Here is a 26,200-nt window from a genome sequence, read left to right as displayed (position 1 = left end):
AACGCTAGCGAGAACCTGTTCTAGTTTGGCACTCTGTCCCTGTGACCGCCGCCACACAGACCACCCCCCGCCCGATCAACCTCGCCGACGTCGTCGAGGCGATGGCCGATGCGCTGCCCGAGCGCGCCGCCGTCTTCACGATGGACCGCGTCTGGACCTTCGCGGAGATCGACGACCGCTCGACCCGCCTCGCGAACCACCTCGTCGCCCTCGGCATCCAGCCGGGCGACCACGTCGCGGTCCACGCGACCAACCGGATCGAGTGGGTCGATGCGCTCTACGGATGCCTCAAGGCACGCGCGGTGCCGATCAACATCAACTTCAAGTACCTCCACGACGAGCTCGCCTACCTCTACGACAACGCCGACTGCGTGGCCGCGATCATCGCGCCCGAGTTCGTCGCCGCCGTCGAGGCGCTCGACGTCCCGACGTTGAAGCACCTCGTCGTGCTCGACGAGACCTACGAGGCCGCGCTCGCCGCCGCCTCTCCCGAGCGCCCCGACAACGGCCGCAACGCCGACGACCACTACGTGCTCTACACAGGCGGGACCACCGGCTACCCCAAGGGCGTCGTGTGGCGCAACGAGGACGTGATGCGCGCGGCGCTCAACGCAGCGAGGTACGGCGCACCCCTCGACTCGATCGAGCAGCTGGTCGAGGAGGCCAGCGCCAACGAGACGCCGATGGTGCTGCTGGCCTGCGGGCCGATGATGCACGGCGGCAGCCAGTGGATCCTCGGCAACGGCCACGTGGCCGGCCACACCATCGCGCTCTACACCGACGCCAACTTCAGCGCGCCCGCCATCCTCGACCTCGTCGAGAAGGCGAAGGTCGTCTCCCTCACCTTCCTGGGTGACGCGATGGGTCGGCCGGTCGCCGAGGCGATCCTGGCCGAACCGGACCGCTGGGACCTCTCCAGCCTGGCCGCGGTGTCCAACGGCGCCGCTCCCCTGTCCGACGGCGTGCGCGAAGAGATCCGCGAGGCACTGCCCGGCCGCTTCATCCTCGACTCCTACGGCTCCTCGGAGTCCGGCGCCGCGGGCTCCCGGATGGACGACGGCTCCGAGGGCGCGAGCGGCGCTCCCCGGTTCACGGTCAACGACCAGGTCGAGGTCTTCGACGTCGACATGAAGCGGTGCCCTCCCGGTGTGGACGGGATGCTGGCCCGCTGCGGCCCCGTGCCCCTGGGCTACTACAAGGACGACGCCAAGACCGCCGCCACCTTCAAGGTGATCGACGGCGTGCGCTGGGTGATCCCCGGTGACTTCGCCCGCCGCGAGGAGGACGGCTCGGTCACCGTGCTGGGCCGCGGCTCGGTGTGCATCAACACCGGCGGCGAGAAGGTCCACCCCGAGGAGGTCGAGTCGGTGCTGCTGCGCCACGACCAGATCTTCGACGCCGTCGTCGTGGGCACACCGCACGAGCGCTGGGGCCAGCAGGTCACTGCCCTCGTCCAGCGTCGCGAGGGATCCACCCTGGACGAGGACGGCGTACGCGACCACTGCCGCGCCCTGATCTCCAACTACAAGGTGCCCAAGACGGTCCTGTTCATCGACACCGTCCCGCGCACCCCGGTCAGCAAGGTCGACTACCCGGCCAGTGCTGCCCTGGCTGCGCAGCTCCTCGGCTGATCGACCGACTTCCCCGGATTCGACGGCACCTGTCGATCGGGCACTGACTCGCCCGTCATCGAGGTGGAAGACTCACCACCACTTCGAGGAGATGATCCGATGACCGAGTACGTCGTCCTGCTGACCGGCAACGAGAAGGCATGGGAAGCAGCGAGCCCTGAGGAACAGGCCGCGATGTTCGAGCAGCACGGCGAGTTCAGCCGCCTGCTGGAGGAGCGCGGCCACCGGATCACCGGCGGCGCCCAGCTGGACAGCTCCCGCACGGCGAAGGTCGTGCGGGCCGACGCCGACGGCACCGTGCTGACGACCGACGGCCCCTACGTCGAGTCCGTCGAACAGCTCGGCGGCTACTACGTCGTCGAGAGCGACGACGTCGACGACCTGCTGGAGGTCTGCGCCGTCCTGGCGCGCACCGGTGACACCGTCGAGGTGCGCCCCTGTCTGGGCGCACCGGACTGATCCGGCCACACACTGTCCGAGGACCGGATGGACGAGCTCGAGCGCGCACTGCGCGAGGAGTGGGGCCGCCTGCTGGCCCTGCTCGCCGCGTGGTGCCGCCGACTCGACCTCGCCGAGGACGGGCTGGCCGACGCCTTCGAGGCGGCCGCCCGGACCTGGCCGGAGACCGGAGCTCCGGCCAATCCCGCCGGCTGGCTGCTCACCGCTGCCCGCCGCCGGATCACCGACGCCCTGCGCACCGAGGCAGTCGCGCACCGCAAGGTCCCGCTGCTCGAGGTCGAGGCGTCCCTGCACGAGCACGCCGGGCGGGTGCTGGCCGCCCTGCCGGAACGGGAGGTCGTCGTGGACGAGCGACTGCGCCTGGTCCTGCTCTGCGCCCACCCCTTGCTGTCGCGTGAAGCTGCCGCAGCGTTGACCCTGCGGCTGGTGCTCGGTGTCGCGACCGAGGACGTGGCCCGTCTCTTCCTCGTGCCCACCGCGACGATGGCGGCTCGCCTGACGCGTGCCCGCAAGAAGCTCGCGGGAGCCCGCTTCGCCGTACCCCCGCCCGACGAGCTGGCGGCCCGGGTCGACGTGGTCACCGACGTCGCCTACCTCGCCTTCACCAGTGGCTACGCCCCGGGATCGGGCGCCGACGTGCTGCGCGCCGACGTCGCCGGTGAGGCGGTTCGACTGGTGCGGGTGCTCCGCTCGCTGCTCCCCCACCCGCACGCCGAGCTGGACGCGCTGCTCGCGCTCATGCTGCTCCAGCACTCGCGACGCGACGCCCGGACGAGCCACACCGGCCTCGTGCTGCTCCCTGACCAGGACCGCTCCCTGTGGCACCACGACGAGATCGACGAGGCCGTCGACCTCCTGGCACCGCTCGCGCTGGCCGACCCGGCGCCGTACCTGCTGCAGGCGCTGATCGCCGCCGAGCACTCGATCGCCCTCTCGGCGAAGGCGACGAGGTGGGACCGCATCGTCGCGCGCTACGACGAGCTGCTCGCGCTCGCTCCCTCACCCGTGGCCCGGCTCAACCGTGCCGTCGCCATGGCCGAGCGGGACGGGCCCGCCGCGGGACTCGAGGCGCTGCGCGGCATCGCGATGCCCGGGCACCGGCTGCCCGCCGTCCGCGCCGAGCTGTTGGTCCGGCTCGGGAGGTACGACGAGGCGCGGATCGCCTACGACACCGCGCTCGCCCTGAGCAACAACGACGCCGAGTCCGCACACTTGCGGACCCGGCGTCGATCGTTGTGAAGGGGTACGACCTCAGCAGCCGCCGGCGACGGCAGGGATGACCGACACCTCGGCGCCGTCCGGCGTCGGGGTGGCGAGGTCCTGCTCGAAGCGGACGTCGTCGTTGTTCACGTAGACGTTGACGAAGCGGCGCAGCTTGCCGTCCTCGTCGACGATGCGGCCCTTGATGCCGGCGAAGTTGGCATCGAGGTCGTCGAGGATCTCGGCCACGTTCGCACCAGTGGCGCTCACCTCGGACTCGCCGCCGGTGTAGGTGCGGAGGATGGTCGGGATCCGGACGCTGACTGCCATGGTTTCTTCCTTGTTCTCAGTGGAGGGGGTCTCAGAGACCCGTTGCCTTGAAAGCGGCGTACGTCGGCGCGATGGTCGCCGCAGCGCTCACCTGGCCGGAGACCGCGTCGAGGGTCTTGAGGCCGTGTCCGGTGTTGATGACGACGGTCTCGAGGTTCGGGTCGAGCTGGCCGGTCTCGACGAGCTTGCGCGTCACCGCGACCGTGGTGCCACCGGCGGTCTCGGTGAAGATCCCCTCGGTGCGGGCGAGCTGCACGATGCCCGCGCGGATCTCCTCGTCGGTGACCTGCTCGACGGCACCGCCGGTGCGACGGGCGATGTCCAGGACGTAGATGCCGTCAGCCGGGTTGCCGATCGCCAGGCTCTTGGCGATCGTGTCGGGCTTGACCGGACGGATCGCGTCGGTGCCGGCCTTGAAGGCGGTGGCGACCGGGCCACAACCCTCGGCCTGGGCACCGAAGATGCGGTACGGCTTGTCCTCGACGAGGCCGAGCTTGATCAGCTCCTGGAAGGACTTGTCGACCTTCGTGAGCTGGGAGCCGGACGCGACCGGGATCACGACCTGGTCGGGCAGGCGCCAGCCGAGCTGCTCGGCGATCTCGTAGCCGAGCGTCTTGGAGCCCTCGGCGTAGTAGGGGCGGACGTTGACGTTGACGAACGCCCAGCCCTCCTCCTCGCCGGCGATCTCGGACGCGAGCTTGTTGACGTCGTCGTAGTTGCCGTCGACGGCCACGAGGTTCTCGGTGAAGATCGCCGAGTTGACCTGCTTGGGCTGCTCGAGGTTGCTCGGGATGAACACGACCGTCTTGATCCCGGCGCGGGCGCCGGCGGCGGCGACCGCGTTGGCCAGGTTGCCGGTGGACGGGCAGGCGAAGACCTTCGCGCCGAGCTCGCGGGCGGCGCTGAGGGCGCACGCCACGACCCGGTCCTTGAAGGAGTTCGTCGGGTTGGTGGAGTCGTCCTTCACCCACAGGTTCGTGATGCCCAGCTCAGCGCCGAGGTTGTCGGCCTTGAGCAGGCGGGTGAAGCCGGGCTCGGTGTTGGGGCTCGACTCGATGTCGGTCGGGACCGGCAGCAGCGCCTTGTAGCGCCAGATGTTGGGGGGACCGGCCTCGATCTCCTCCCGCGTCACCGCGGGGAAGTCGTAGGAGATCTCCAGGGGACCGAAGCACTCCGGACAGGCGTAGAACGGTCCCAGGTCGACCTTGTGCCCGCACTCGCGGCAGGCCAGGGAGGTGGCGTGCCCGAAGGCACCTTCGCGAAGTCCGGACGTCCCGGGTGCTTCCGTCACAGCGGCGCTCATGGATTCCTCCTTCTCATCTGTCCCGTGCGGCTCTCGCTCCGGGTCGGATTTGGCACCGTTTCCGCGACGTAGGTTCCAGCTGTTGCTGGTTCGTACGGGGGTTCGCGGCGGTTGCCGGGACTTCTCAGGGCCGTTCCCTCAGTCCCTCTGGATGAGCAGGCGTCAGCCTACGGGTGACAGGTCACCGATCACGAATCCAAATACCGAATGGCGAGACGCACGTCCACATCATGAGATGCGGTGAGATCGAGCGTCTCCTGCCAGGCCTCGCAGGAAGTCCAGGACACCGGCCGGGCCGCGGACCACGACGTCGGACAGCTCCATCAGTGCGCTCTGCTCGGCAGAGGCCGAACAGATCCGCAACGCAGCCAGGCCCTGCTGGCCGAGCTCCTCGACCGCCTCGAACGCTTCGACGTCACCGAGGTCGTCGCCGGCGAACACGAAGCCCTCGGCATCCAGGACGGCGGCCAGCCGGTTCACGACCATGCCCTTGTGGGAGCCGGGCGAGCGCACCTCGATGACCGAACGGCCCGGTTCGAGGACCAGTCCGTGCCGCTGGGCCAGCTCGCGCAACGGGGGCAGCAGCCGATCGAAGGCGGCCTCGGAGTCCTCGAGGCGGCGGGTGTGCACGGCGACAGCGAGCCCCTTGTCCTCGACGAACGCGTCGGCTGCGCCGGCCAGGCGCAGTGCCCGTGGCAGGTCCCGCTCGAAGGTCGCCAGACCACGGGGCGGGCGAGCGCCGAGGATGCGTCGATGGTTCGAGCTCCAGCGCTCGTTGCCGTACTGCCCGAAGACGAAGAGCTCCTTGTCGACGGCCTGCAGCGCGTCGGCGACCTCTTCCAGCCCGCCCAGGTCCAGTGCCTGGCGCGCCGGGCGGCCGGTGACGACGGCGATCGCGGCGACCTCGGCGGCGAGCTCGACGAGTACGTCGGCCGCATCCGGGTGGATGTGGGCACTGCCCGGGTCGTCCACGATCGGGGCGAGCGTGCCGTCGAAGTCGAGGCCGACGACCGTGCGGGACGCGACGCGGACGACCGCTTCATAGCGTCGTTCACCCTCGGCGGACGTGTACCTCACGCCTCCATCCCATCACGCCGACCTCGAAGCCGGGTGACGGGTGGGTGAAGTTCCAACGCGAGCGCAACGCTCGCGCCGACCCCTGGCTAGCTGAGCTCGCCGGTCAGGATCAGGGTCAGGGACGTGGCGGACATGTCGCTGCCGGTGTCCGCGGGCTTGATCCGGGCGACGCCGAGGTCGAGGGCGAGCAGCTGTGCGGCCGCCTTCTTGCCCTGCGGGTAGTAGACCGTCGTGGCGGGCACCGTGCCGTACCAGTTGTCGGCGGCGGCGACCTTCCACCCGGCGCTCTTGACCTGCTCCGAGACCCGGCCGGCGAGGCCCTTGATCTGGGTGTTGTTGAAGACGACGACCGGCGTCGCACCACGGTCGACGGGCTTGGGGGTCGGCGTGGGGGTGTCCTCGGGCGTCGGCGTCGGCTCACCGCTCCCGCTCTCGTCGTCGCCCTTCTCGTCGTCCGCGCTGGGCGTGGGCGTGGCGGCGGCGGTGGTCGCGGAGATGTCGCGCTCGGTGGGCTCCTCACCGCGGGTCGCGACGAAGGCGACGGCAGCGAGGACGACGGCCAGCACGCTCAGGAGCACGACGGGCGAGGGCAGCACAGCACCGCGCTCGGAGCGCGGTGGAAGAACAGGGGCAGGCCGGTCGGGGAAGGTCATGGCCGCGCGCCTTTCACGAGGTCGTTGCGGTGATCAGATCTCGAAGCCGAGGCGTCGCGCGGAGCGCTGACGCTGACGCTGCGAGCGGAGGCGACGGAGCCGACGCACGAGCAGCGGGTCCGCGGCGAGAGCGTCGGGACGGTCGATGAGCGCGTTGAGCACCTGGTAGTAGCGGGTGGCGCTCATGTCGAACTGCTCGCGCACCGCGCTCTCCTTGGCGCCGGCGTACTTCCACCACTGCCGCTCGAACTCGAGGATGGCGCGGTCGCGGTCGCTGAGGTCACCGGGGACGGCCGCGGTGGCGTCCTGGTGGCTGCGCTCGGCGCTCATGAGGTCTCCTCGAGACTCGGATGGGGGCTCTTCGACGGGTGGAACACCCCACTCTAACCCGCGAATGACAGCGATGTCATTCGCCCCGCCGCCGGGCGAGTTCCTAGGGTGGGCTGCATGGCTCACACCTCTGGGGACATCGGATGGGGCATCCTCGCGACGGGCAAGATCGCGCGGACCTTCGCCGCCGACCTCGCCGTCACTCCCGGCGCCCGCCTCGCGGCCGTCGGCTCCCGCACGCCTGAGGGTGCCCGCGCCTTCGCCGAGGCGTACGGCGAGGACCGTACCCGCGCCCACGCGAGCTACGCCGACCTGCTGGCCGACCCCGACGTCGACGTCGTCTACATCGCGACGCCCCACGCGCTGCACCTCGACGGCGCCCGGGCGGCGTTCGAGGCCGGCAAGCACGTCCTGTGCGAGAAGCCGCTCACCCTCCGGGCGGGCGACGCCGAGGAGATGGTGCGCCTGGCAGGGGTCCACGACCGCTTCCTGATGGAGGCGATGTGGATGGCCTGCCACCCCGTGATCCGCGAGCTGCGCGAGGTCCTGGGCGCCGGTCGGTTCGGGACTCCCCGCCACGTGCAGGCCGAGCTGGGCTTCCGGGTCGACGCACCGCAGAGCGACCGGATGTTCGCGCCCGAGCTCGGCGGCGGTGCCCTGCTCGACATGGGGATCTATCCCCTGACCTTCGCCCACCTGGTGCTCGGCGAGGCCGAGGCCCTGACGGCGCAGGCAGTGCTCGCCCCGACGGGCATCGACCTCGACGTCGCGATCGCCGGTCGCTACCCCGGCGGAACGCTCGCCACCCTGCACGCGTCGATGACCTCCTGGTCCTCGCGACGGGCCTCGATCGCCACCGACCTGGGGCGCGTCGAGGTGGGGCCGCAGTTCCACCACCCCGACCAGGCCGTCTTCGTCGCGCACGCGACGGGCGAGCAGGTCGTCCTGGAGGGTGCCGAGCCCGTGATCGGGGTCGGCTACGGCAACGAGATCCTCGAGGTGAACCGCTGCCTGCGCGCGGGCCTGCGCGAGAGCCCGCTGGTGCCGCACGCCCAGACGCTGACATTGCTGCGCCAGATGGATGCCCTGCGCGCTGCTGCCGGGATCCGCTACCCCGACGACCCCGACGCCCCCGCCTGACCCCGCAGGAAGCGCACGACCGCCAGCACCCGGCGGTGTGACTGGTCGTCGTCGGGCGAGAGACCGAGCTTCGCGAAGATCCGCTGGGTGTGCTTCTCGACCGCGGCGAGGGACACCACGAGGGCCTCGGCGACCGACGCGTTCGAGCGGCCCTCGGCCATCAGCGCGAGCACCTCGCGCTCGCGGGGCGTGAGCTCCAGCAACGGGTCGCGGCGCCGGGTCATCAGGTGGCGCACCACCATCGGGTCGAGCACGGTGCCGCCGGCCCGCACGGTCTCGAGCGCGTCCAGGAACTCCCCGACCTCGCTGACCCGGTCCTTGAGCAGGTAGCCCACACCGCCCTCCCCCGTGGCGAGCAGCTCGTCGGCGTACGACGCCACGACGTACTGCGACAGGACCAGCACCCGCGCCTCGGGCCAGGTGCGTCGGCACGCGACGGCGGCGCGCAGGCCCTCGTCGGTGTGGCTGGGTGGCATCCGTACGTCGACGATCGCGAGGTCGGGACGGTGCTCGAGGACCGCGGCGACCAGTCCGGGGCCGTCGCCGACCGCCGACACCACGTCGTGGCCGGCCTCCGCGAGGAGGAGCTGCAATCCCTCCCGCAGGAGCACGGAGTCGTCGGCGACCACGATCCTCATCGCAGGGGGACCTCCGCGCGCAACCGGGTCGGGCCACCCTCGGGCGAGGCGAGCAGGAGGTGTCCGTCGACGCCGTCCAGCCGCTCCTGGAGGCCGAGCAGTCCGTGGCCGGGCACTCCGGTCGCGCCACCACGGCCGTCGTCGTCCACGGTCACCTGGAGCCGGTCGTCCACGACGACCAGCGTGACATCCGCCCGGTCGGCACCGCTGTGCTTGACCACGTTGGTGAGCGCCTCGGCGACGACGAAGTACGCCGCCGTCTCGACCGCGAGGGGCAGCCCGGTCGGGATCTCGGCGACCACCCGGACCGGGATCGGCTGACCGTCGGCCATCTCAGCGACCGCCGCAGCCAGGCCGCGGTCGACGAGCAGCGGCGGCGCGATGCCCCGGGACAGCGCCCGCAGCTCCTCGACTGCAGCGCGGGTCTGCGCGACGGCCTCGTCGAGGGTCCGCGCGGCGGTGTCGGGGTCCTGGGAGAGCTGGATGCGGGCACGACCCAGGTCCATGCCGAGCCGGATCAGGCGCTGCTGCGGGCCGTCGTGGATGTCGCGCTCGAGGCGACGCAGCGACTGGGCCTCGGCCCGGTGGGCCGACTCGCGGCTCTCCTCGACCCGCGCCACGCGGCCCTGCAGCTCGGCGCGGCTGGTGAGCAGCACGGACGCCAGGCTCGAGTGGACGAGGGCGGCGAAGCGGACCGCGAAGGGCAGGGTGAGCAGCGCGACCACGCCGAGCCCGGTGTTCGCCGCGATGTCGGCGCCCCGGCCGTCGCCGAACCCCAACAGCTCGCCGAGACCGGAGGGGTCCTCACCGCGGGGGACGAACCGCTCCCAGAACCAGTACGACGCCCCGGACAGCACGGCCGCCCACCACACCACGGCGATCGCGAAGGCGGCCGTGCCGGTGAGGAGGCCGACCAGGGCCCACACGACGTCCAGCCAGGACTGCGGGTCGCGCAGCGCGGTCAGCGACCGTCGCCAGAACCCGTCACCCGCGACCGCACGGAGGTACGTCGGCGACGGCACCACGTGCCCGCGCAGCGACCGCATCCGGATCCGCTCCAGGACGGCGAAGGCGCGCGCCACCAGGGCCGCCACCACGACCACGAGGACTCCGCCGAGGAGCACGGACAGCGCCACACCGAGCGCCACCAGCGTGACGACGAGGACGTGGGCCACGAGCGCGATCGGGAACGCCGTCAACGCATAGGCGGAGTCGTGCAGCGTGCGCTGCACGAGCCCGCGCTGCACCGGCCCGCGCTCCACCGGCCCGCGCTCCACCGGCGCGCGGTCCGCTGCGGGGGGCGTGGAGGTGGGGGTCATCACCAGGGTCTCGGTCATGCGTCCAGCGTGGTGCGCGGACGCCGTACGCGGAATCCTGCCAGCACGACACCCCATGTCGGGCCAGCCCGACCTTCGCGGCTCCCGCTAGGGTTGCCGACGTGGCCCACGACCTGGTGATCGTTGCCAACCGACTCCCCGTCGACCGTGTCACGGGGAAGGACGGCAAGACGACCTGGCGCCGATCCCCCGGCGGCCTGGTCTCTGCCATCGAGCCCGTGATGCGGGCGCACGACGGCGTGTGGATGGGCTGGCCCGGAGGGACCGAGCAGCGGCTGCGGCCCTTCAAGGACGACGGCCTGTCGCTGGTGCCGATGTCGATGAGCGCCGAGGAGGTCGAGGAGCACTACGAGGGCTTCTCGAACGGCACCCTCTGGCCGCTGTACCACGACGTCGTCGCGAAGCCGGAGTTCCACCGTGAGTGGTGGGACAGCTACGTCAAGGTCAACCAGCGCTTCGCCGAGAAGGCCGCCGACCTCGCCGCGAAGGGCGCCACCGTCTGGGTGCACGACTACCAGATGCAGCTGGTGCCGAAGATGCTGCGCGAGCTGCGGCCGGACCTGCGCATCGGCTTCTACCTGCACATCCCGTTCCCGCCGGCCGAGCTCTTCCAGCAGCTGCCCTGGCGCCGCCAGATCCTCGAGGGACTGCTCGGTGCCGACCTGGTCGGCTTCCAGCTGCCCGGCGCTGCCCAGAACTTCATCCGCCTGGTCCGCCAGCGGGTCGGCCACAAGACGCACCGCGACACCGTCTACCTGCCCGACGGTCGCACGGTGCGCGCAGCGGCCTTCCCGATCTCGATCGACGCCGCAGGCTTCGAGGAGCTCGCGCGCTCCGAGGCCGTCACCGAGCGGGCGGCCGCGATCCGCGACGCCCTCGGGAACCCGACGAAGATCTTCCTCGGCATCGACCGGCTCGACTACACCAAGGGCATCCATGCCCGCCTGCGCGCCTTCGGCGAGCTGATCCACGACGGCGACCTCTCCGTCGGCGACGCCGTCTTCGTCCAGGTCGCGGTGCCCTCGCGCGAGCGGGTCGAGCACTACCGCAACCTGCGCGACGACATCGAGCTGCTCGTCGGTCGCCTCAACGGCGACCTCGGCCGGATCGGCACCCCGGCGATCAGCTACCTCCACACCTCCTACCCGCGCGAGGAGATGGCCGCGCTCTACCGGGTCGCCGACGTGATGGTCGTGACGCCGTACCGCGACGGGATGAACCTGGTCGCCAAGGAGTACGTCGCCTGCCGGATCCACGACGACGGCGCGCTGGTGCTCTCGGAGTTCGCCGGTGCTGCCGACGAGCTGCGCCAGGCCTGGCTGGTCAACCCCTACGACATGAACGGCATGAAGGCCGCGCTCCTCGACGCCTACCGGGCGGAGCCCAAGGAGCTGACCAAGCGCATGAAGGCGATGCGCAAGCAGATCGCGCAGCACGACGTGAAGGCGTGGGCCGACAGCTTCATGACCTCCCTCGAGAACGACGACAACGAGCACACGAAGTCCGTGCGGCCGGCGACGGGCGGCTGAGGGGCTCTCCACGCGGTAGCGTTCGGACATGGATCTGGTGCCCTTCCGCTCCGTGCCCGGCGCCGGCCTGTTGCCCGCCCCGGACCAGGTCGTCGCAGCGGCCAGCAATGTCGCGCAGAAGCTGCTCTACGGCGGCGTCGCCGACCTGCGTCCGATGCCGCGAACCCTGATCGACGACGGCACCCTGCGCGAGGTCTACCACTACCGCCCTGCCGGGCACGTGAAGGAGCAGGGCGACCCCGTCCTGCTGGTCACGCCGCTGGCTGCGCCGTCGAGCTGCTACGACCTGCGGCGCGGTTGCTCGCTCGTCGAGCACTTCGTGACCGAGGGGCGTCCGACCTACCTCGTGGAGTACGGCGAGGTGTCCTTCCGGGACCGCAACCTCGGCATGGAGCACTGGGTCGACGAGGTCGTGCCCAACGCGATCCGCGAGGTGTCGAAGCACGCCGGAGGACGGCCCGTGCACGTGATCGGCTGGAGCCTGGGCGGGATCTTCTCGATGCTCACGCTCGCCGACAAGAAGTCCGGCGACCTGCCGGTCGCCTCGCTGACGGTGGTCGGCTCCCCCGTCGACATCTCGTTGGTGCCGCTGCTCGCGCCGCTGCGTCCGCTGCTGAACTTCTTCAACGGCAAGGGCCCGATCACCAAGGGCTACCAGCTGCTCGGTGGAGCACCGAAACCCCTGGTGAAGTGGGCGTTCCAGCTCACGGCGTTCCAGAAGATGGTGACCAAGCCGATCGCGCTCGCGACCCACGTGGACGACCGCGAGTTCCTGGCGCAGGTCGAGGCGGTCGACGCCTTCACCTCCAACATGATCGCCTACCCGGGACGCACCTTCGGCCAGCTCTACCACCGCTTCGCGAAGGGCAACCAGCTCGCCAGCGGCACCTTCGAGCTCGACGACCGGACCATCGACCTCGGCGACATCACGGTGCCGGTGCTGGTCTTCGGCGGCTCGACCGACGGCATCGCGCCCGTCCCGTCGGTGCGGGCGGTCGTCCCGCTGCTGACGAAGGCCGAGGACGTGCGCTTCGAGATCGTGCCCGGCGGCCACCTCGGCATGCTCACGGGCCGGGCCGCGCGACGTACGACGTGGCTCGTGATGGACGAGTGGATCACCCAGTGGTCCACGGAGAACAAGCCGACCGTCGCGATCGGCACCAACCGGAAGCGGCGCACCTCCTCGGCCGCGTCGCGCTCCCTGGCGAAGTGAGCCTGCCCCGCGGCGTCCGGATCGGGTACGGCGCCGGGTCGGTCGCGACCGGTGCGTTCGGCACCGTGCCCGGGCTGATGCTGCTGCCGTACCTCACCGACACCCTGGCCGTCCCGGCGCTGGCCGCCGGCGCGATCGTCTTCCTGCCGAAGGCGTGGGACGTGGTGCTCAACCCCGTCGCCGGGCGGATCAGTGACCGGTCGGTCGACCCGCGCGGGCCGCGCCGCCCGTGGTTGCTCCGGTCCGGGATCGCGCTGGCCGCCTGCTTCGCGCTGCTCTTCGCCGGCCCCGACCTGGGGTCGCAGCTCTTCGACACGGCATGGGTGCTGGTCGCCTTCCTGGCCTGCGCGACGGCGTACGCGTTCTTCCAGGTGCCCTACGTGGCGATGCCGGCGGAGATCACCGACTCCTACGAGGAGCGCACCCGGCTGATGACGTGGCGGGTCGCGATCCTGGCGTTCACGATCCTGCTGGCCGGCGCGAGTGCACCGGCCATCCGCGACGCCGTCGGAGGTCGCGACGGCTACCGGGTGATGGGCATCGCGATGGCGCTGCTGATCCTCGTCGGTGCGCTGCTCGCCTACCGCGGCACGCGTGCGGCACCGGTCGGCACCGTCGAGCCCGGCCCGGGGAGCCTGCGCGACCAGCTGCGCCTCGTTGCCGGCGCCCGCGACTTCCGGCGCCTGCTCATCACCTTCGTGCTCCAGGCGCTCGCCACCGGCTGCATGCTCGCCGGCGTCGACTACCTCGCCGGTGACGTCCTCGAGCGCGACGGCGCCTCCACGATCCTCTTCATCTGCTTCGTCGGACCGGCCCTGCTCCTCACGCCGGCCTGGGCCGCGATCGGACGGCGGATCGGCAAGAAACGGGGGTACGTCGCCTCGTCGGTCGTCCTCGCTGGCGGCGCCGCCCTTGCGGTGCTCGCCGGATCGGCGCCCGCCGCGGTCGTCTTCGCCGCGGTGGCACTCGTCGGCGTGGGCTACGCCGGAGTCCAGGTGTTCCCGCTCGCGATGCTCCCCGACGCCGCGGCGGTCGACGCCCGGCGGACCGGCTCGTCGCGGGTCGGCGTCTACACCGGCGTCTGGACCGCGGGCGAGACCCTCGGCCTGGCCCTCGGGCCCGGGCTGTTCGCCGTGGTCCTCGCGCTCGGCTCCTACCGCTCCAGCGACGGCGGCGACGTCCTGCAGCCCGACTCCGCCGTCACCGCGATCACGCTGGGCTTCTCGGTCCTCCCTGCCCTGCTGGTCATCGCCAGCCTCTGGTGGTTGCGTGGCTACGCTCTCGACGAGAGGGAGGTGGACCACGGTGGGACCTGACGAGATCCGCGATCGACTGGTGGCGATGCAGGACGAGGACCTGCCGGTCCGCGGCGGGCGCACGCTCGCCTACGTCTACGACTCCGGCCTGTCCGAGGTCGACGCGCTCGCCCGCGAGGCGGTCGCCGCCTATGCGGGGAGCAACGGCCTCGACCCGACCGCCTTCCCCAGCCTGCTCGCCATGGAGAACGACCTCGTCGCCTTCGCCCGCGACCTGGTCGACGGGCCGGACTCGATGGTCGGCACGATCACCTCCGGCGGCACCGAGTCCTGCCTGCTTGCCGTGCAGGGGGCGCGCGACGCGCACCCCGAGATCACCGACCCGTCCATGGTCGTGCCCGAGACCGTGCACGCGGCCTTCCACAAGGCGGCCCACTACTTCGGGGTCCGTGCGGTCGTGGTGCCGGTCGGGCCCGACCACCGAGCGGATGCCGCAGCGATGGCGGCCGCCATCGACCAGACCACCGTGCTCGTCGTGGCCAGCGCACCGTCGTACGCGCACGGGGTGGTGGACCCGGTCACGGAGATCGCCGCGGCGGCTGCGGAGCGCGGCGTCCGCTGCCACGTCGACGCCTGCATCGGCGGGTGGGTGCTGCCCTACGCCGCGCGCCTGGGTCGCGAGGTCGCGCCGTGGACGTTCGCCGTCGAGGGCGTCACCTCGATCTCGACCGACCTGCACAAGTACGCCTACGCACCGAAAGGTGCGTCCCTGCTGCTGCACCGCACGCCCGCGCTGCGACGTCCGCAGTACTTCGCCCACGCCGGCTGGCCGGGCTACACGATGCTCAACGCGACCCTCCAGTCCACCCGCTCGGGCGGCCCGGTCGCCGGCGCCTGGGCGACGGTGCAGGCACTCGGCCACGACGGCTACCTCGACCTGACCCGCCAGGCCCTCGATGCCACCGACCGGATCGCTGCCGGCATCGCCGCGCTCGACGGGCTGACCCTGCTCGCCGCTCCGGACTCCACCCTCGTCGCGGCGTTCGCCGACGGTCCCCTCGACGTCTTCACCGTCTGCGACGAGATGGCCGAGCGCGACTGGTTCGTCCAGCCGCAGCTGTCGTACGACGACCAGCCGCCGTCGCTGCACCTCGCGGTCAGCGCGGCCACCGACCCCGACGCCTTCCTCGCCGCCCTGCAGGACTCGGTCGCTGCCTCGATCGCGGCGGGACCGGTCCCGGTCGACATCGGCGTCGTCGACCTCCTCCAGACCCTCGACGCGGCCACGCTGGGCGACGACGAGTTCGACATCCTGCTGGCCGCCGGCGGACTGGCCACGGGCGGCGAGCTCGGCCTGCCCGAACGGATGGCGCCGGTCAACGCGCTGCTCGACGCCGCTCCCCCGGCCCTGCGCGAGGCCGTCCTGGTGGCCTTCCTCGACCGGCTCGCCCGCCCCACCACCGGCTGATCGGACCCACCGATCGTCGAGGGGTCCTAGTCCCGAAGGACTACGGGACCTCGGCCGCATTCCCGATTCGGCTGTCCTCGCGGATCCGTAGGTTTCTCATTACCGACGCGGACCTCGAAGAACCGCTGGAGGGAGCCCCACCGGGCAGGCACCCCGCAAGGGTGTGCCCCCGGAGGACCAGAAGGGCTCGAGATCCGCGTCGGAGCTACCACCGGGTGGCGCCCCTTGGAGGGAGAGGGGCGCCGCCGAACGGTGGGCGTACCAGGAGCAGCACACCACGGCCGGCCATCACTTCGGTGGGTCTGGGGGGACGAGCGTTCAACGCTATGGTCCGGCCGTGGGTGCTTTCCTCGAACTCCTCGACCAGGGCCTGATGGCCGCTGACTGGGCCGAGGCCCTCGCACCGGTCGAGGACCGCGTCACCGCACTCGGCCAGTTCCTCCGCGACGAGGTCGCAGCCGGACGGTCCTACCAGCCCGCCGCCGACGACGTCTTCCGCGCGTTCCGCACGCCGCTCGCCGAGGTGCGCGTCCTGATCGTCGGTCAGGATCCCTACCCGAACCCGGCGCACCCGATCGGGCTGTGCTTCGCCGTCGACCGCGAGGTGCGCCCACTGCCGGCCAGCCTGCGCAACATCCACACCGAGCTGGCGAGTGACGTCGGCGTCGTACCACCGGCGCACGGGGACCTCAGTGCGTGGACCGGGCAGGGCGTGATGCTGCTGAACCGGGTCCTGACCGTGCGCCCCGGCGAGCCCGCCTCGCACCGGGGCCGGGGCTGGGAGGAGGTCACCGCGTGCGCGATCCAGGCGCTGGTACGACGCGCCGAGGGCGGCGCTCCGCTCGCCGCGATCCTGTGGGGACGGGACGCGCAGACGCTGACGGCGCACCTCGGTCCGATCCCGGCTGTCGAGTCCGTGCACCCCTCACCGCTGTCGGCGTACCGGGGCTTCTTCGGGTCGCGTCCGTTCAGCCGGGTCAACCAGCTGCTGGTCGACCAGGGTGCCGCACCGATCGACTGGACCTTGCCGGACTGAGCCTTTCGGGAATATAGTTGAAGCCTCAACTATTGAGGTGGACATGAGCACTGACACGAGCGCCCGGATGCCGGCCCTCTACATCGGCCACGGCGCCCCGCCGCTGCTGGACGACCCCGTGTGGTCGGGCCAGCTCGCCGCGTGGGCCGAGGACCTCCCCCGCCCCACGGCGATCCTCATCGTCAGCGCCCACTGGGAGTCGGCACCGCTCGCCCTGAGCGCGAGCTCGGCGCCGCTCGTCTACGACTTCGGCGGCTTCGCGCAGCGGTACTACGAGATGACCTATGCGACCCCGGACGCGACCGCGCTCGCCCAGCGGGTCGCCGCGATGATGCCGAGGACCGAGCCCGTTCACCAGCACGCCTCCCGAGGCCTGGACCACGGCGCGTGGGTGCCGCTGAAGATCATGTACCCCGGCGCGGACATCCCGGTGCTGCAGATGTCGATGCCCACCCACGACCCGGGTCGCCTGATGGAGATCGGCCGCCGGCTGCGTCCACTGCGCGACGAGGGCGTGCTGATCGTCGGGTCGGGCTTCCTGACGCACGGCCTGCCGTTCCTCAAGGAGTTCCGCATCGAGGCCGCCGCCCCCGGCTGGTCGAAGGACTTCGACCAGTGGGCCGGCGAGGCACTCGCCCGAGGCGACGTGGACGAGCTCGCGTCGTACCTCGACAAGGCGCCGGGCATGCCCTACGCCCACCCGACCGTCGAGCACTACAGCCCGCTGTTCGTCACCCTCGGCGCCGCGACCGACGCCGCGACCCCGGGCCGGCAGGTCATCAAGGACGAGTTCTGGATGGGTCTGTCGAAGCGGAGCCTGCAGGTCGCCTGAGCGGCGGGTGGCATGAATCCCCGGATGTCCGGGGATTCATGCACCTCAGCGCACGCGCAGCTTCCGCATCAGCTTGAGCGACTGCAGCATCTGCTTGACGTACGCGTCGTAGTCCTGGCCCGGACGCGCGCCCATCACCTGCTTCTTGAGCACCGCGACGTTCTTGGCGTCGGTGTACTTCAGGAGCCCCTGGTCGCCGTGGCGGGCACCGACGCCGGACTGCTTGACGCCGCCGGAGGGCGAGCCCTTGGAGGCGTACGCCGTCGCGAGCGCGTCGTTGATGTTGACGTTGCCGGAGTCGATCCGTGCCGCCACCGCCTCGGCGCGCGCGACGTCGCCGCCCCAGACCGAGGCGTTGAGGCCGTAGTCGGTGTCGTTGGCGAGGTGGATGGCCTCGTCGACGGTGCGGTACGGGTAGAGACCGACGACCGGTCCGAAGGTCTCGGTGGAGCCGGCGAGCATGTCCTTGGTGACACCCTCCAGCACGGTGGCCTCGAAGAAGGCAGGACCGATGTCGGGACGTGCCCGACCGCCGGTCAGCACCGTCGCCCCCTTCGCGACGGCGTCCTCGACGTGCGAGGCGACGCGGTCGCGGTGGTCTACACTGACCAGGGAGCCGAGCTCGGGACCGAAGTCGTACGCCGCCCCGATGCTCAGGTTGCGGGCCCGCTCCACGAACGCGGACTTCAGCTCGTCGTACCTCGTCTCGGGCAGGTAGATCCGCTCGATGTGCATGCAGATCTGGCCGGTGTTGCCGAAGACACCGAACGCGGCCGACTCGACCCACTCGGCCACACCGGTGCTGTCGAGGTCGTCGAGGACGATCATCGGGTTCTTGCCGCCGAGCTCCAGGCAGCAGCCGATCAGGTTGCGACCGGCCCGCTCGCCGATCACCCGACCGGTCGCGGTGGACCCGGTGAACATGACGTAGTTGGCGTTGTCGATCAGCGTGGGACCGATGTCGGGACCCTCGCCGCAGACCACCTGGAAGAGGCCCTTCGGCAGTCCGGCCTCCTCGAGCAGGGAGATGCCGTAGAGCGGCGACAGCGCGGTCTTGTTGTCCGGCTTCACCACGACCGCGTTGCCGGCCATCAGGGCCGGGATGGCGTCGGAGAGTCCCGTCGCGAACGGGAAGTTCCACGGCGCGATGATCCCGACGACGCCCTTGGGCACGCGGATCTCCGTCGAGCCGGAGATCACCGGGACCGGGCCGCCGTGCCGCTTCGGCTTGAGCAGCTTCTCGGCGCGCTTGAGGTAGTAGCCGATGATCATCGGCGGGTCGCAGGTCTCCTCGATCGCCATCCGCCGGTTCTTGCCGCTCTCGACCTGGATCAGGTCCGCGGTGTTGCGGGCGTTGTCGATCAGCAGGGTGTGCGCGCGCTTGAAGACCTCGAGCCGCTTGGCGACGGGCCACTGCGCCCACAGCGCCTGTGCGGCACGGGCCTCCTCGAAGGCCGCCTCGATGTCCTCGGGGGTCGACTGCGGGAGCTCGACGAGGACCTCGCCGGTGTAGACCTCGGTGAGCTTCCAGGTCGCACCGGTGCGGCCGGGGACGCGGGCGACGAGCCGGTCGAGCAGCTCGTCGGTGACGAAGGCCGGACGCGTCAGCGCCGAACCAGCGCTCACCAGTTCGCTCCGCCCAGGATGATCTCGGCCGCCTTCTCACCGATCATGAAGCACGGCGCGTTGGTGTTGCCGCCCGTGATGGACGGCATGATCGAGGCGTCGGCGACCCGCAGGCCCTCGATGCCGCGCACCTTGAGGTCGGGTCCGACCACGGCGCGGTCGTCCACGCCCATCCGGCAGGTGCCGACACCGTGGTAGACCGACGTCGAGCGCTCCTTGAGCGCGACCCGCAGGTCCTGGCCGTTGGGGATCGACGGACCGGGGTGGATCTCGGCCTTGACGCCGCCACCGAAGGCCGCGGAGGCCATGATCTCGCGGATCATCTCGGTGCCCTGCGCCAGCACCTCGACGTCGTCGGGGTGGGTGAAGAAGCCGTAGTCGATGAGCGGCGCTGCCATCGGGTCCGAGGAGGCGAGGCGGATGGTGCCGCGGCTCTTGGGATAGATCAGCGTCGAGAAGACGGTGAGGCCGGGACGCGGGTCGGGCATGTGCCGGATCGGCTCGTCCTGGTTGGGGCTCGGGTAGGTCCACGGCAGCGCGTGCAGCTGGATGTCGGGGATGTCGGTGGCCAGGCCGGAGCGGATGAAGCCGACCGACTCGAAGACGGAGTTGTCGAGGAAGGACTTGCGGCCGGACAGGTTGCGGGCCGTGCCCTTCGCGAACGTCCACGGGTTGCCGCGGAACCTCACGCTCGGGACGTGGAAGGACATCGGGTGGAAGAGGTGGTCGTGGAGGTTCTCGCCGACCGGCAGGTCCGCGACCACGTCGAGGCCGAGCGAGGCCAGGTGGTCGGCCGGACCGATGCCGGAGAGCATCAGCAGCTGCGGGCTGTTGATGAAGCCTGCGGACAGGATGACCTCCTTGCCCGCCTTGATGAAGCGGTGCGTGCCGCCCTTCTTGCCCTGGTCGACGACCTCGACCCCGGTGGCGCGGCCTTCCTTGATCACGACCTTCTTGACGTGGACCTCGGTCTGGAACTCGAGGGTGCGCGGCGCCAGGTGGTGCACGTAGCCACGGGTGGAGGAGTAGCGCAGGCCGCCGGCAGCGTTCTGCTGCATCCGGGAGATGCCCTCCTGCTCCGCACCGTTGTAGTCGTCGTTGACCTTGACACCGAGGGTGTCGGAGGTGGCCTGGATGAACTGGAGGGTCGCCTCCTGCGGCGTCTTGTTGCGGGTGATCTTGATCGGCCCGCCCGCGCCGCGGTAGGCGTCCTCGCCGTCCTCGAAGTCCTCGTAGCGCTTGAACGCCTTGTTGACCTCGTCGGCCGACCAGCCGGTGTTGCCCTCGGCGGCCCAGGAGTCGTAGTTGGCGCGGTTGCCGCGCACGTAGACCATGCCGTTGACCGAGGACGAGCCGCCGCCGACCTTGCCGCGCGGCGCCGGCATCCGCCGACCGTCGAGACCGGCCTGCGGCACCGAGCGGTAGCCCCAGTCGAACATCGCCTCGAGCTTGGGCTCGGAGTGCATCGGGCCGATCATCCCCGGCACCTTCGACATGTAGCCGTGCAGGCCCTTGTCGTCGGACGGGCCGGCCTCGATCAGGATCACGCTGGCGCCGGACTGCGCCAGCCGCCCGGCCACGATCGCTCCGGAGCTGCCGGACCCAACCACCACGTAGTCGGCCTCATTGCTGTACTGCTGGCGCTTCGCCATGGGGGCATCCATCCTTCGTGATGTGACCGGGGTCATGTTGGTGACAGGTAACTGTAACGCGTTCTAGTTTGTTCACGAAAGTGTTTCACTTTGCCGATCCAGCGGGTGCACGCGCGATGATGGGCGGGTGCGGATCCTGTCCATCCAGTCCTCGGTCGCCTACGGCCACGTCGGCAACTCGGCCGCCGTCTTCCCCCTCCAGCGTCTCGGCCACGAGGTGTGGCCCGTCTTCACGGTGCACTTCTCCAACCACACCGGGTACGGCGCCTGGCGCGGCCCGCTGCTGGACCCGGCCGATGTCGGCGAGGTGATCACCGGGATCGAGGAGCGCGGCGTGTTCACGACCTGCGACGCGGTGCTCTCCGGCTACCAGGGCTCCCCCGCCGTGGCGGGCGTGATCGTCGACGCGGTCCGGCGGGTCAAGGCGGCCAACCCGGCCGCGATCTACACCTGCGACCCGGTCATGGGCAACGCCAGGTCGGGCTGCTTCGTGAACCCCGAGATCCCCCCGGTCATCCGCGAGCAGGTCGTCCCGGTCGCCGACATCCTCACCCCCAACCAGTTCGAGCTCGGCTTCATCACCGGCCGCGACGCGCTCAGCGGACCGTCCCCGATCGAGGCCGTCCTCGAGGCCGCCGACGAGGTGCGCTCGATGGGACCCTCGAGCGTCCTGATCACCTCCGTCGAGCGCGCCGGCGCTCCCGAGGACGTGATCGAGATGATCGCCGTCACCGGCGAGGGTGCCTGGATCGTGCAGACCCCACGCCTGCCGATGAAGGCCAACGGCTCGGGCGACATCACCGCCGCCCTGTTCACGGCCCACCTCCACACCACCGGCTCCCCCGCGCTCGCCCTGGGGCGCACCGTCGCGTCCGTGTACGACGTACTCGCGGCCACCCTGGAGTCCGGCGAACGGGAGCTGCGGCTGATCGCGGCGCAGGAGGCGATCGCCCATCCCCAGGAGCGGTTCGAGGTGCGTCAACTGCGCTGACTAGGATGACGGGCGTGCCCGTGTCCACGGGCTGCGCCGCGTTAACTCAGTTGGCAGAGTGTCGCTCTTGTAAAGCGAATGTCGTCGGTTCGACTCCGACACGCGGCTCGGGTGGGGCCGCTTCATCACGGGATGTAGCCGAGTCCGCGGCGCTTCATCACGGGATGTAGCCGAGTCCGCGGCGCTTCATCACGGGATGTAGCCCAAGGCGCACTTCTGTAGCGGGGTTCCACCGGGGAAGTGCCCGGTCACCTACATCCCGTGATGAAGCCACCGCCGCCCGCGACAGCCGCCCATCCACCTACATACCGTGATGAAGCCTCACGCCGCAGGCGCCCCCACCCGCGGCTTGCGCCGCGTCACCAGCACCCCCGCGATGCACAGCGCTCCCCCGGCGAAGGCCAGCGCCGGGGGCACCTCGTCGAGCAGGGCCCAGGCCATGAGCGTCGCGAGCACGGGGACGAGGAAGGTCGTGAGCGACTGCTTCCCGGCATCGGTGTGGCGCAGCGCGAAGGCCCAGGTGAGGAACGCGACCGCGGTCGGGAACACCCCCAGGTAGGCGATCAGCAACAGCGTCTCCGCGCTGCCGTGACGAACGACGTCGCCGAGGTCGACGATCCACGGCAGGCAGACGATCGCCCCGATCCAGCAGGCGTAGCAGGTCACCTCCAGCCCGGAGAGCCGACGCAGCAGCACCTTCTGGCACACCACCCCGATCGCGTAGGTCACCGCGGCCAGCAGCGCGAGCAGCACCCCGTCCAGGTCGGAGCCGCCGTCGCCGCGGGTCGCGGTGCCGATCACGACGACGCCACCGAAGGCGATCACCATCCCGAGCAGGAGCCAACCGGTGAGCCGCTCGCCGAGGAAGAGCGCGGCGAGCAGGGCGATCAGGATCGGGCCGACCTGCACGACCATCGCGGCAGTCGCCGCGTCGATCCGGCGCTCGCTGTCGTTGAGGGCGAGGTTGTAGATCCCGAACCACGCGACGCCGCAGCACACCAGCAGGATCACCTCGGTGCGGGTGAACCGGCTCCGCGGCGCGCGGGCCAGCAGCGCCGACAGGACGACCGCCGCGATCAGCAGGCGGCCCAGGGAGAGCGCGCCCGGCGTGACCTCACGGCCCAGGTGGCGGATCGCCACGAACGCGGAGGCCCACAGCACGAGGGTGACGCCGATCGCGGCCACGGGTTGCCAGGCCGGGGGCGCGGCCGCTCCGGACGACTCGGACGCTGCCTGCGCGGGGGTGGACGTCACCGGGCTGAATCTAGGCGCCCCAGCCGCATCGCGGCACCCGCTTTTCGGCCGTCCGTCGTCGAGATCCAGACGTTCGATGAATGTCGGAGCGCTCACTAGTCTCATCACCGTGGACCTCCCCGTGATGCCGCCCGTCCAGCCGATGCTCGCGAAGGCGGTGTCAGGTGTGCCCGATCCGGCGAAGTACGACGCACAGGGCCTCAGCTTCGAGCCCAAGTGGGACGGGTTCCGCTGCATCGTGTTCCGCGACGGCGACGAGATCGAGCTGACCAGCCGCAACACCAAGCCGCTGACGCGCTACTTCCCCGAGCTGGTGGAGGCGATCCGGGCCGAGCTGCCGGAGCGGTGCGTGCTCGACGGGGAGATCTTCGTGGCACTGGAGGGCGCGGACGGCAAGGGCCGGCTGCAGTTCGAGGTGCTGCAGGAGCGGATCCACCCGGCGGCGTCGCGGATCGCCATGCTCTCGGAGAAGACGCCGGCCGACTTCGTCGCCTTCGACCTGCTGGCGCTGGGCGACGAGTCGTACGTCGACAGGCCGTTCGCCGAGCGGCGGGCCGCCCTGGAGCAGGCGCTCGCCCACCTCACCGATCCGACGAGCGCGAGGAGCCCGGCGAGCCCGGCGAGCAGGACCGGCGGGCACTGCCACCTCACCCGCACCAGCACCGATCCCGCGGTCGCCGAGGAGTGGTTCCACCAGTTCGAGGGGGCCGGGCTGGACGGCGTGGTCGCCAAGCCGCTCGGCGCGCCGTACGCCCAGAACGGCCGCACCATGCTGAAGATCAAGCACGAGCGCACCGCCGACGTCGTGCTGGCCGGCTATCGCGAGCACAAGACCAGCACCCCCGAGAATCCGCTGATCGGCAGCCTGCTGCTCGGCCTGTACGCCGACGGCGAGCTCCAGCACATCGGGGTCAGCGCGAGCTTCACGGCGGCGCGACGGGCCGAGCTGTGGCAGGAGCTGCAGGCGCTGGTGTGCCCCATCGAGGAGCACCCGTGGGGTCGCTGGCAGGAGTTCCTCGTCGCCAACCCCGGACGCCAGCCCGGCACGCAGAGCCGGTGGAGCAGCGGCAAGGACCTGTCCTTCACCCCGCTGCGGCCGGAACGGGTGATCGAGGTGAAGTACGACGCCATGGAGGGCACCCGGTTCCGCCACACCGCCCATTTCAAGCGGTGGCGCGAGGACCGCGATCCCACCTCGTGCGGCTACGAACAGCTCGACCAGCCGGTGAAGTACGACCTCGCAGACGTGCTCGGGGGCTGACGGGCGACCACCCGACGGTCATGATGGAGACATGACCACCGAGCCTGCCCCCGGCGAAGAGCCGTACGCCGTCGTCCTGCTGGTCGAGCAGGCGCTGACCGGGGCGGACGCCGCCCAGGTCCGCGCACTGCACATCGAGCTCGACGACGATCCCACGATCGAGGTCGTCTACCACGTCCTGCTCCCGATGGCCGATGCCGCCGCCGCCGTCGAGGCGTCCCTCGGCGTGATCGGTGGCGCCGACCTCATCACTCCACCCATGACGCCCACGCCGGACGAGATCGACCGGCTGCGCGAGGAGTACCGCGAGCAGGCCGAGCGCGACCTGGCCGCCACCCGGTCGGCGCTCGCGGCTGCCGGAGCGAAGGTCGGCGAGGCCGTCATCGTCACCGAGTCCCCGGTCGACGCGCTCATCGAGAAGGTCAAGGCGACCGACGGGCGCGAGGCGATCATCTTGACCCGCTCGCACCTGGTGGCCGAGTTCTTCCACGTCGACTGGACCTCCAAGGCCCGCCGCAAGCTCGGCGTCCCGGTCCTGCACCTGCTGGAGCACGACGAGGACTGAAGTCCCGGTTCGCGACGCGGGCCGTAACAGCCGGAACCGCCCTGTCGTTGAGCGGTCATGTCGGCCCTGCACACACTCGACGCCCGCCTCTACGAGGTGCTGGCAGGCTCCGGCCTGTCGGCGTTCGAGCGGGAGCGGGTCGTCGACCTGTGCGAGAGCGTGGTCGCGATGACCGCCGACCTGCCCCACCCCGGGCGCACGGCCCGCTGCGCGACGCACCTGCTCGTCGGCACCGACGTGACCGGCCTGGACCCGCGCGTGCGCGGGGACATCGCGCGGCTGTGCGAGGTCGCTGTCGTCCGCGGCCTCTGAGCGGCTACTTCTCGACCCGGTTGCCCTGCTCGTCCCAGTGCTCGGCGACCTTCTTGCTCGGCTGAACGCGCGGCGGCTCGCCCGCCATCTTCGGGTAGTCCGGCGGGAAGTTGAGCTCGCCCTCGCCGTCCGCGACCTGCTGGTCCCAGAGATCGAGGAGCGGCTGCAGCGAGAAGGACTCGTCGTCGATGCTCGCCCACGGATCGCCGTCGGCCAGCCGCTCCGGCACCGTGAACAGGTTGTAGGGCCGGGGATCGGTGACCTCGGCGATCTCCTCCCAGGTCATCGGGGTCGAGACGGGAGCCCCGGCCAGCGGCCGCAGTGAGTACGCCGACGCGATGGTCCGGTCGCGGTTGTTCTGGTTGAAGTCGACGAAGATCCGCTCCCCGCGCTCCTCCTTCCACCAGGCCGTGGTGACCTGGTCGTCGCGCGTGGCCAGCTCGCGGCCGAAGGCGATCGCGGCATGGCGTACGTCGGTGAACTCCCACCGGGGCTCGATCCGGACGTAGACGTGGACACCGCGGTTGCCGGAGGTCTTGGGGTAGCCGCGCAGACCGAGCTCCTCCAGCAGCTCGCGGGCGATGCCCGCCACCCGCACCGCATCGGTGAAGGTCGTGCCGGGCTGGGGATCCAGGTCGATCCGCAGCTCGTCGGGGTGGTCGACGTCGTCGCTGCGCACCGGCCACGGGTGGAAGGTCAGCGCACCCATCTGGGCGCACCAGACCGGCACGGCGATCTCGGTGGGGCAGATCTCCTCGGCGGTGCGCCCGGACGGGAAGGTGATCTCGACGGACTCGAGGTAGTCGGGAGCGCCCTTCGGCACCCGCTTCTGGTAGAAGCCCTCGGCGTCGCTGTCACGCGGGCCGGTGGCCAGCCGGAAGCCCTCGCGGACTCCCGATGGCCACCGTTCCAGCGCGGTGGGTCGACCGCGCAATGCCCGCATCAGCCCGTCACCGACGGCGGCGACGTACTCCGCCACCATCAGCTTGGTCGCCTCGGGCGTGTGCTCGGTCGCCTCGTAGATGACCCGGTCCGGGCTGGACACCCGGACCTCGCGGTCTCCTGCCTGGACCATCGCCGCAGCGGTCTTCGCCATGGCGCGAGCCT

25 protein-coding genes, 1 tRNA gene and 1 riboswitch are annotated in these 26,200 nt (G+C 71.0%); of the genes, 15 read left to right on the top strand and 11 right to left on the bottom strand.

All coding sequences use genetic code 11. From position 1 onward, the window contains the following. Window positions 1-41 precede the first annotated feature (41 nt). The 3 genes from ASE01_RS08810 (at window position 42) to ASE01_RS08800 (ending at window position 3,329) form a co-directional block, all read left to right on the top strand. On the top strand, window positions 42-1,631 hold the full coding sequence (locus tag ASE01_RS08810; protein WP_056749788.1) for an AMP-binding protein: 1,590 nt from the start codon (window positions 42-44) through the stop codon (window positions 1,629-1,631). Window positions 1,632-1,730: 99 nt separating this feature from the next. Then, entirely contained in the window at window positions 1,731-2,090 is a 360-nt protein-coding gene (locus ASE01_RS08805; RefSeq protein WP_056749787.1) for a YciI family protein, read from the top strand. Window positions 2,091-2,117: 27 nt separating this feature from the next. After that, window positions 2,118-3,329 (top strand): RNA polymerase sigma factor, encoded by a 1,212-nt coding sequence (locus ASE01_RS08800; RefSeq protein ID WP_056749786.1) that lies wholly within the window; start codon window positions 2,118-2,120, stop codon window positions 3,327-3,329. 12 nt (window positions 3,330-3,341) lie between these two features. Here the strand turns inward: ASE01_RS08800 and ASE01_RS08795 are convergent, their stop codons facing one another. The 5 genes from ASE01_RS08795 to ASE01_RS08775 form a co-directional block, all read right to left on the bottom strand. Next, window positions 3,342-3,620, bottom strand: a complete 279-nt coding sequence (locus ASE01_RS08795) for a MoaD/ThiS family protein (RefSeq protein ID WP_056749785.1) — start codon at window positions 3,618-3,620, stop codon at window positions 3,342-3,344. Between the two features lie 31 nt (window positions 3,621-3,651). Beyond that, on the bottom strand, window positions 3,652-4,923 hold the full coding sequence (gene thrC, locus ASE01_RS08790) for a threonine synthase (RefSeq protein ID WP_056749784.1): 1,272 nt from the start codon (window positions 4,921-4,923) through the stop codon (window positions 3,652-3,654). Between the two features lie 10 nt (window positions 4,924-4,933). Then, window positions 4,934-5,081, bottom strand: a riboswitch (SAM riboswitch). 70 nt (window positions 5,082-5,151) lie between these two features. Next, on the bottom strand, window positions 5,152-6,000 hold the full coding sequence (otsB, locus tag ASE01_RS08785) for a trehalose-phosphatase (RefSeq protein ID WP_056749783.1): 849 nt from the start codon (window positions 5,998-6,000) through the stop codon (window positions 5,152-5,154). A gap of 86 nt (window positions 6,001-6,086) precedes the next feature. Continuing rightward, entirely contained in the window at window positions 6,087-6,653 is a 567-nt protein-coding gene (locus ASE01_RS08780) for a LytR C-terminal domain-containing protein (protein ID WP_056749782.1), read from the bottom strand. Between the two features lie 33 nt (window positions 6,654-6,686). Further along, the gene (locus ASE01_RS08775) at window positions 6,687-6,983 is read right to left on the bottom strand and encodes a DUF3263 domain-containing protein (protein ID WP_056749781.1); all 297 of its coding nucleotides are present in this window, start codon (window positions 6,981-6,983) and stop codon (window positions 6,687-6,689) included. Window positions 6,984-7,100: 117 nt separating this feature from the next. Here ASE01_RS08775 and ASE01_RS08770 point away from each other — a divergent pair, with 117 nt between their 5' ends. Further along, on the top strand, window positions 7,101-8,123 hold the full coding sequence (locus ASE01_RS08770; protein WP_056749780.1) for a Gfo/Idh/MocA family protein: 1,023 nt from the start codon (window positions 7,101-7,103) through the stop codon (window positions 8,121-8,123). On the opposite strand, the gene ASE01_RS08765 is transcribed toward ASE01_RS08770, so the two are convergent. Both ASE01_RS08765 and ASE01_RS08760 read right to left on the bottom strand, forming a co-directional pair. Then, on the bottom strand, window positions 8,093-8,761 hold the full coding sequence (locus ASE01_RS08765; protein ID WP_056749779.1) for a response regulator: 669 nt from the start codon (window positions 8,759-8,761) through the stop codon (window positions 8,093-8,095). The genes ASE01_RS08770 and ASE01_RS08765 overlap by 31 nt on opposite strands. After that, window positions 8,758-10,098, bottom strand: coding sequence for a sensor histidine kinase (locus tag ASE01_RS08760; protein WP_056749778.1), 1,341 nt, complete (start codon window positions 10,096-10,098; stop codon window positions 8,758-8,760). The genes ASE01_RS08765 and ASE01_RS08760 overlap by 4 nt, the downstream gene beginning before the upstream one ends. Window positions 10,099-10,199: 101 nt before the next feature. Here ASE01_RS08760 and ASE01_RS08755 point away from each other — a divergent pair, with 101 nt between their 5' ends. From ASE01_RS08755 to ASE01_RS08730, 6 genes are all read left to right on the top strand, one after another. After that, window positions 10,200-11,627, top strand: a complete 1,428-nt coding sequence (locus tag ASE01_RS08755; RefSeq protein ID WP_056749777.1) for an alpha,alpha-trehalose-phosphate synthase (UDP-forming) — start codon at window positions 10,200-10,202, stop codon at window positions 11,625-11,627. Window positions 11,628-11,655: 28 nt separating this feature from the next. Next, entirely contained in the window at window positions 11,656-12,840 is a 1,185-nt protein-coding gene (locus ASE01_RS08750; RefSeq protein WP_157537202.1) for an alpha/beta fold hydrolase, read from the top strand. Further along, a complete protein-coding gene (locus ASE01_RS08745; protein ID WP_056749776.1) occupies window positions 12,837-14,156 on the top strand; it encodes an MFS transporter in 1,320 nt (439 codons plus the stop codon). Before ASE01_RS08750 ends, ASE01_RS08745 begins: the two co-directional genes overlap by 4 nt. Then, the gene (locus tag ASE01_RS08740) at window positions 14,146-15,564 is read left to right on the top strand and encodes a pyridoxal phosphate-dependent decarboxylase family protein (protein ID WP_056749775.1); all 1,419 of its coding nucleotides are present in this window, start codon (window positions 14,146-14,148) and stop codon (window positions 15,562-15,564) included. Before ASE01_RS08745 ends, ASE01_RS08740 begins: the two co-directional genes overlap by 11 nt. A 373-nt stretch (window positions 15,565-15,937) precedes the next feature. After that, a complete protein-coding gene (locus ASE01_RS08735; RefSeq protein ID WP_056750170.1) occupies window positions 15,938-16,600 on the top strand; it encodes a uracil-DNA glycosylase in 663 nt (220 codons plus the stop codon). A gap of 43 nt (window positions 16,601-16,643) precedes the next feature. Further along, window positions 16,644-17,432 carry a dioxygenase gene (locus ASE01_RS08730; RefSeq protein WP_056749774.1) on the top strand — a complete coding sequence of 263 codons (789 nt, stop codon included), beginning with the start codon at window positions 16,644-16,646 and terminating at the stop codon, window positions 17,430-17,432. A 45-nt stretch (window positions 17,433-17,477) separates the two neighbouring features. Here the strand turns inward: ASE01_RS08730 and ASE01_RS08725 are convergent, their stop codons facing one another. Then, window positions 17,478-19,058, bottom strand: a complete 1,581-nt coding sequence (locus ASE01_RS08725) for a succinic semialdehyde dehydrogenase (protein WP_056749773.1) — start codon at window positions 19,056-19,058, stop codon at window positions 17,478-17,480. Beyond that, the gene (locus ASE01_RS08720; protein ID WP_056749772.1) at window positions 19,055-20,710 is read right to left on the bottom strand and encodes a GMC family oxidoreductase; all 1,656 of its coding nucleotides are present in this window, start codon (window positions 20,708-20,710) and stop codon (window positions 19,055-19,057) included. Before ASE01_RS08720 ends, ASE01_RS08725 begins: the two co-directional genes overlap by 4 nt. 127 nt (window positions 20,711-20,837) lie before the next feature. On the opposite strand from ASE01_RS08720, the gene pdxY reads away from it, so the two are divergent. Continuing rightward, window positions 20,838-21,701: a pyridoxal kinase PdxY gene (gene pdxY / locus ASE01_RS08715; protein WP_056749771.1), complete on the top strand. Its 864-nt coding sequence runs from the start codon at window positions 20,838-20,840 to the stop codon at window positions 21,699-21,701. A gap of 35 nt (window positions 21,702-21,736) precedes the next feature. Then, window positions 21,737-21,809, top strand: a tRNA-Thr gene (locus ASE01_RS08710). 213 nt (window positions 21,810-22,022) lie between these two features. On the opposite strand, the gene ASE01_RS08705 is transcribed toward ASE01_RS08710, so the two are convergent. After that, window positions 22,023-22,955, bottom strand: coding sequence for a DMT family transporter (locus ASE01_RS08705; protein WP_235535922.1), 933 nt, complete (start codon window positions 22,953-22,955; stop codon window positions 22,023-22,025). Between the two features lie 109 nt (window positions 22,956-23,064). Between ASE01_RS08705 and ASE01_RS08700 the strand changes: the two genes are divergently transcribed. Genes ASE01_RS08700 through ASE01_RS08690 form a run of 3 tightly spaced genes read left to right on the top strand, consistent with a single transcriptional unit; the run spans window position 23,065 to window position 25,093 of the window. Then, window positions 23,065-24,216, top strand: coding sequence for an ATP-dependent DNA ligase (locus ASE01_RS08700; RefSeq protein ID WP_056749769.1), 1,152 nt, complete (start codon window positions 23,065-23,067; stop codon window positions 24,214-24,216). A gap of 31 nt (window positions 24,217-24,247) precedes the next feature. Then, a complete protein-coding gene (locus ASE01_RS08695; protein ID WP_056749768.1) occupies window positions 24,248-24,781 on the top strand; it encodes a hypothetical protein in 534 nt (177 codons plus the stop codon). A gap of 57 nt (window positions 24,782-24,838) precedes the next feature. Then, window positions 24,839-25,093, top strand: coding sequence for a hypothetical protein (locus ASE01_RS08690; RefSeq protein ID WP_056749767.1), 255 nt, complete (start codon window positions 24,839-24,841; stop codon window positions 25,091-25,093). A 4-nt stretch (window positions 25,094-25,097) separates the two neighbouring features. On the opposite strand, the gene ASE01_RS08685 is transcribed toward ASE01_RS08690, so the two are convergent. Continuing rightward, entirely contained in the window at window positions 25,098-26,189 is a 1,092-nt protein-coding gene (locus ASE01_RS08685; protein WP_056749766.1) for a DNA polymerase domain-containing protein, read from the bottom strand. Window positions 26,190-26,200 lie beyond the last annotated feature (11 nt).

It is taken from the genome of Nocardioides sp. Root190, from assembly GCF_001428565.1.
Lineage (GTDB): Bacteria > Actinomycetota > Actinomycetes > Propionibacteriales > Nocardioidaceae > Nocardioides.
This window is presented reverse-complemented; position numbering and strand designations above follow the sequence as displayed.

Bases quoted from the DNA above. Each gene is read 5' to 3' on its own strand.
- ASE01_RS08805 (WP_056749787.1), top strand. From the start codon at position 1,731: ATGACCGAGTACGTCGTCCTGCTGACCGGCAACGAGAAGGCATGGGAA.
- ASE01_RS08800 (WP_056749786.1), top strand. From the start codon at position 2,118: ATGGACGAGCTCGAGCGCGCACTGCGCGAGGAGTGGGGCCGCCTGCTG.
- ASE01_RS08795 (WP_056749785.1), bottom strand. From the start codon at position 3,620: ATGGCAGTCAGCGTCCGGATCCCGACCATCCTCCGCACCTACACCGGC.
- thrC (WP_056749784.1), bottom strand. From the start codon at position 4,923: ATGAGCGCCGCTGTGACGGAAGCACCCGGGACGTCCGGACTTCGCGAA.
- ASE01_RS08780 (WP_056749782.1), bottom strand. From the start codon at position 6,653: ATGACCTTCCCCGACCGGCCTGCCCCTGTTCTTCCACCGCGCTCCGAG.
- ASE01_RS08775 (WP_056749781.1), bottom strand. From the start codon at position 6,983: ATGAGCGCCGAGCGCAGCCACCAGGACGCCACCGCGGCCGTCCCCGGT.
- ASE01_RS08770 (WP_056749780.1), top strand. From the start codon at position 7,101: ATGGCTCACACCTCTGGGGACATCGGATGGGGCATCCTCGCGACGGGC.
- ASE01_RS08765 (WP_056749779.1), bottom strand. From the start codon at position 8,761: ATGAGGATCGTGGTCGCCGACGACTCCGTGCTCCTGCGGGAGGGATTG.
- ASE01_RS08760 (WP_056749778.1), bottom strand. From the start codon at position 10,098: ATGACCGAGACCCTGGTGATGACCCCCACCTCCACGCCCCCCGCAGCG.
- ASE01_RS08750 (WP_157537202.1), top strand. From the start codon at position 11,656: ATGGATCTGGTGCCCTTCCGCTCCGTGCCCGGCGCCGGCCTGTTGCCC.
- ASE01_RS08735 (WP_056750170.1), top strand. From the start codon at position 15,938: ATGGCCGCTGACTGGGCCGAGGCCCTCGCACCGGTCGAGGACCGCGTC.
- ASE01_RS08730 (WP_056749774.1), top strand. From the start codon at position 16,644: ATGAGCACTGACACGAGCGCCCGGATGCCGGCCCTCTACATCGGCCAC.
- ASE01_RS08720 (WP_056749772.1), bottom strand. From the start codon at position 20,710: ATGGCGAAGCGCCAGCAGTACAGCAATGAGGCCGACTACGTGGTGGTT.
- ASE01_RS08695 (WP_056749768.1), top strand. From the start codon at position 24,248: ATGACCACCGAGCCTGCCCCCGGCGAAGAGCCGTACGCCGTCGTCCTG.
- ASE01_RS08690 (WP_056749767.1), top strand. From the start codon at position 24,839: ATGTCGGCCCTGCACACACTCGACGCCCGCCTCTACGAGGTGCTGGCA.
- ASE01_RS08685 (WP_056749766.1), bottom strand. From the start codon at position 26,189: ATGGCGAAGACCGCTGCGGCGATGGTCCAGGCAGGAGACCGCGAGGTC.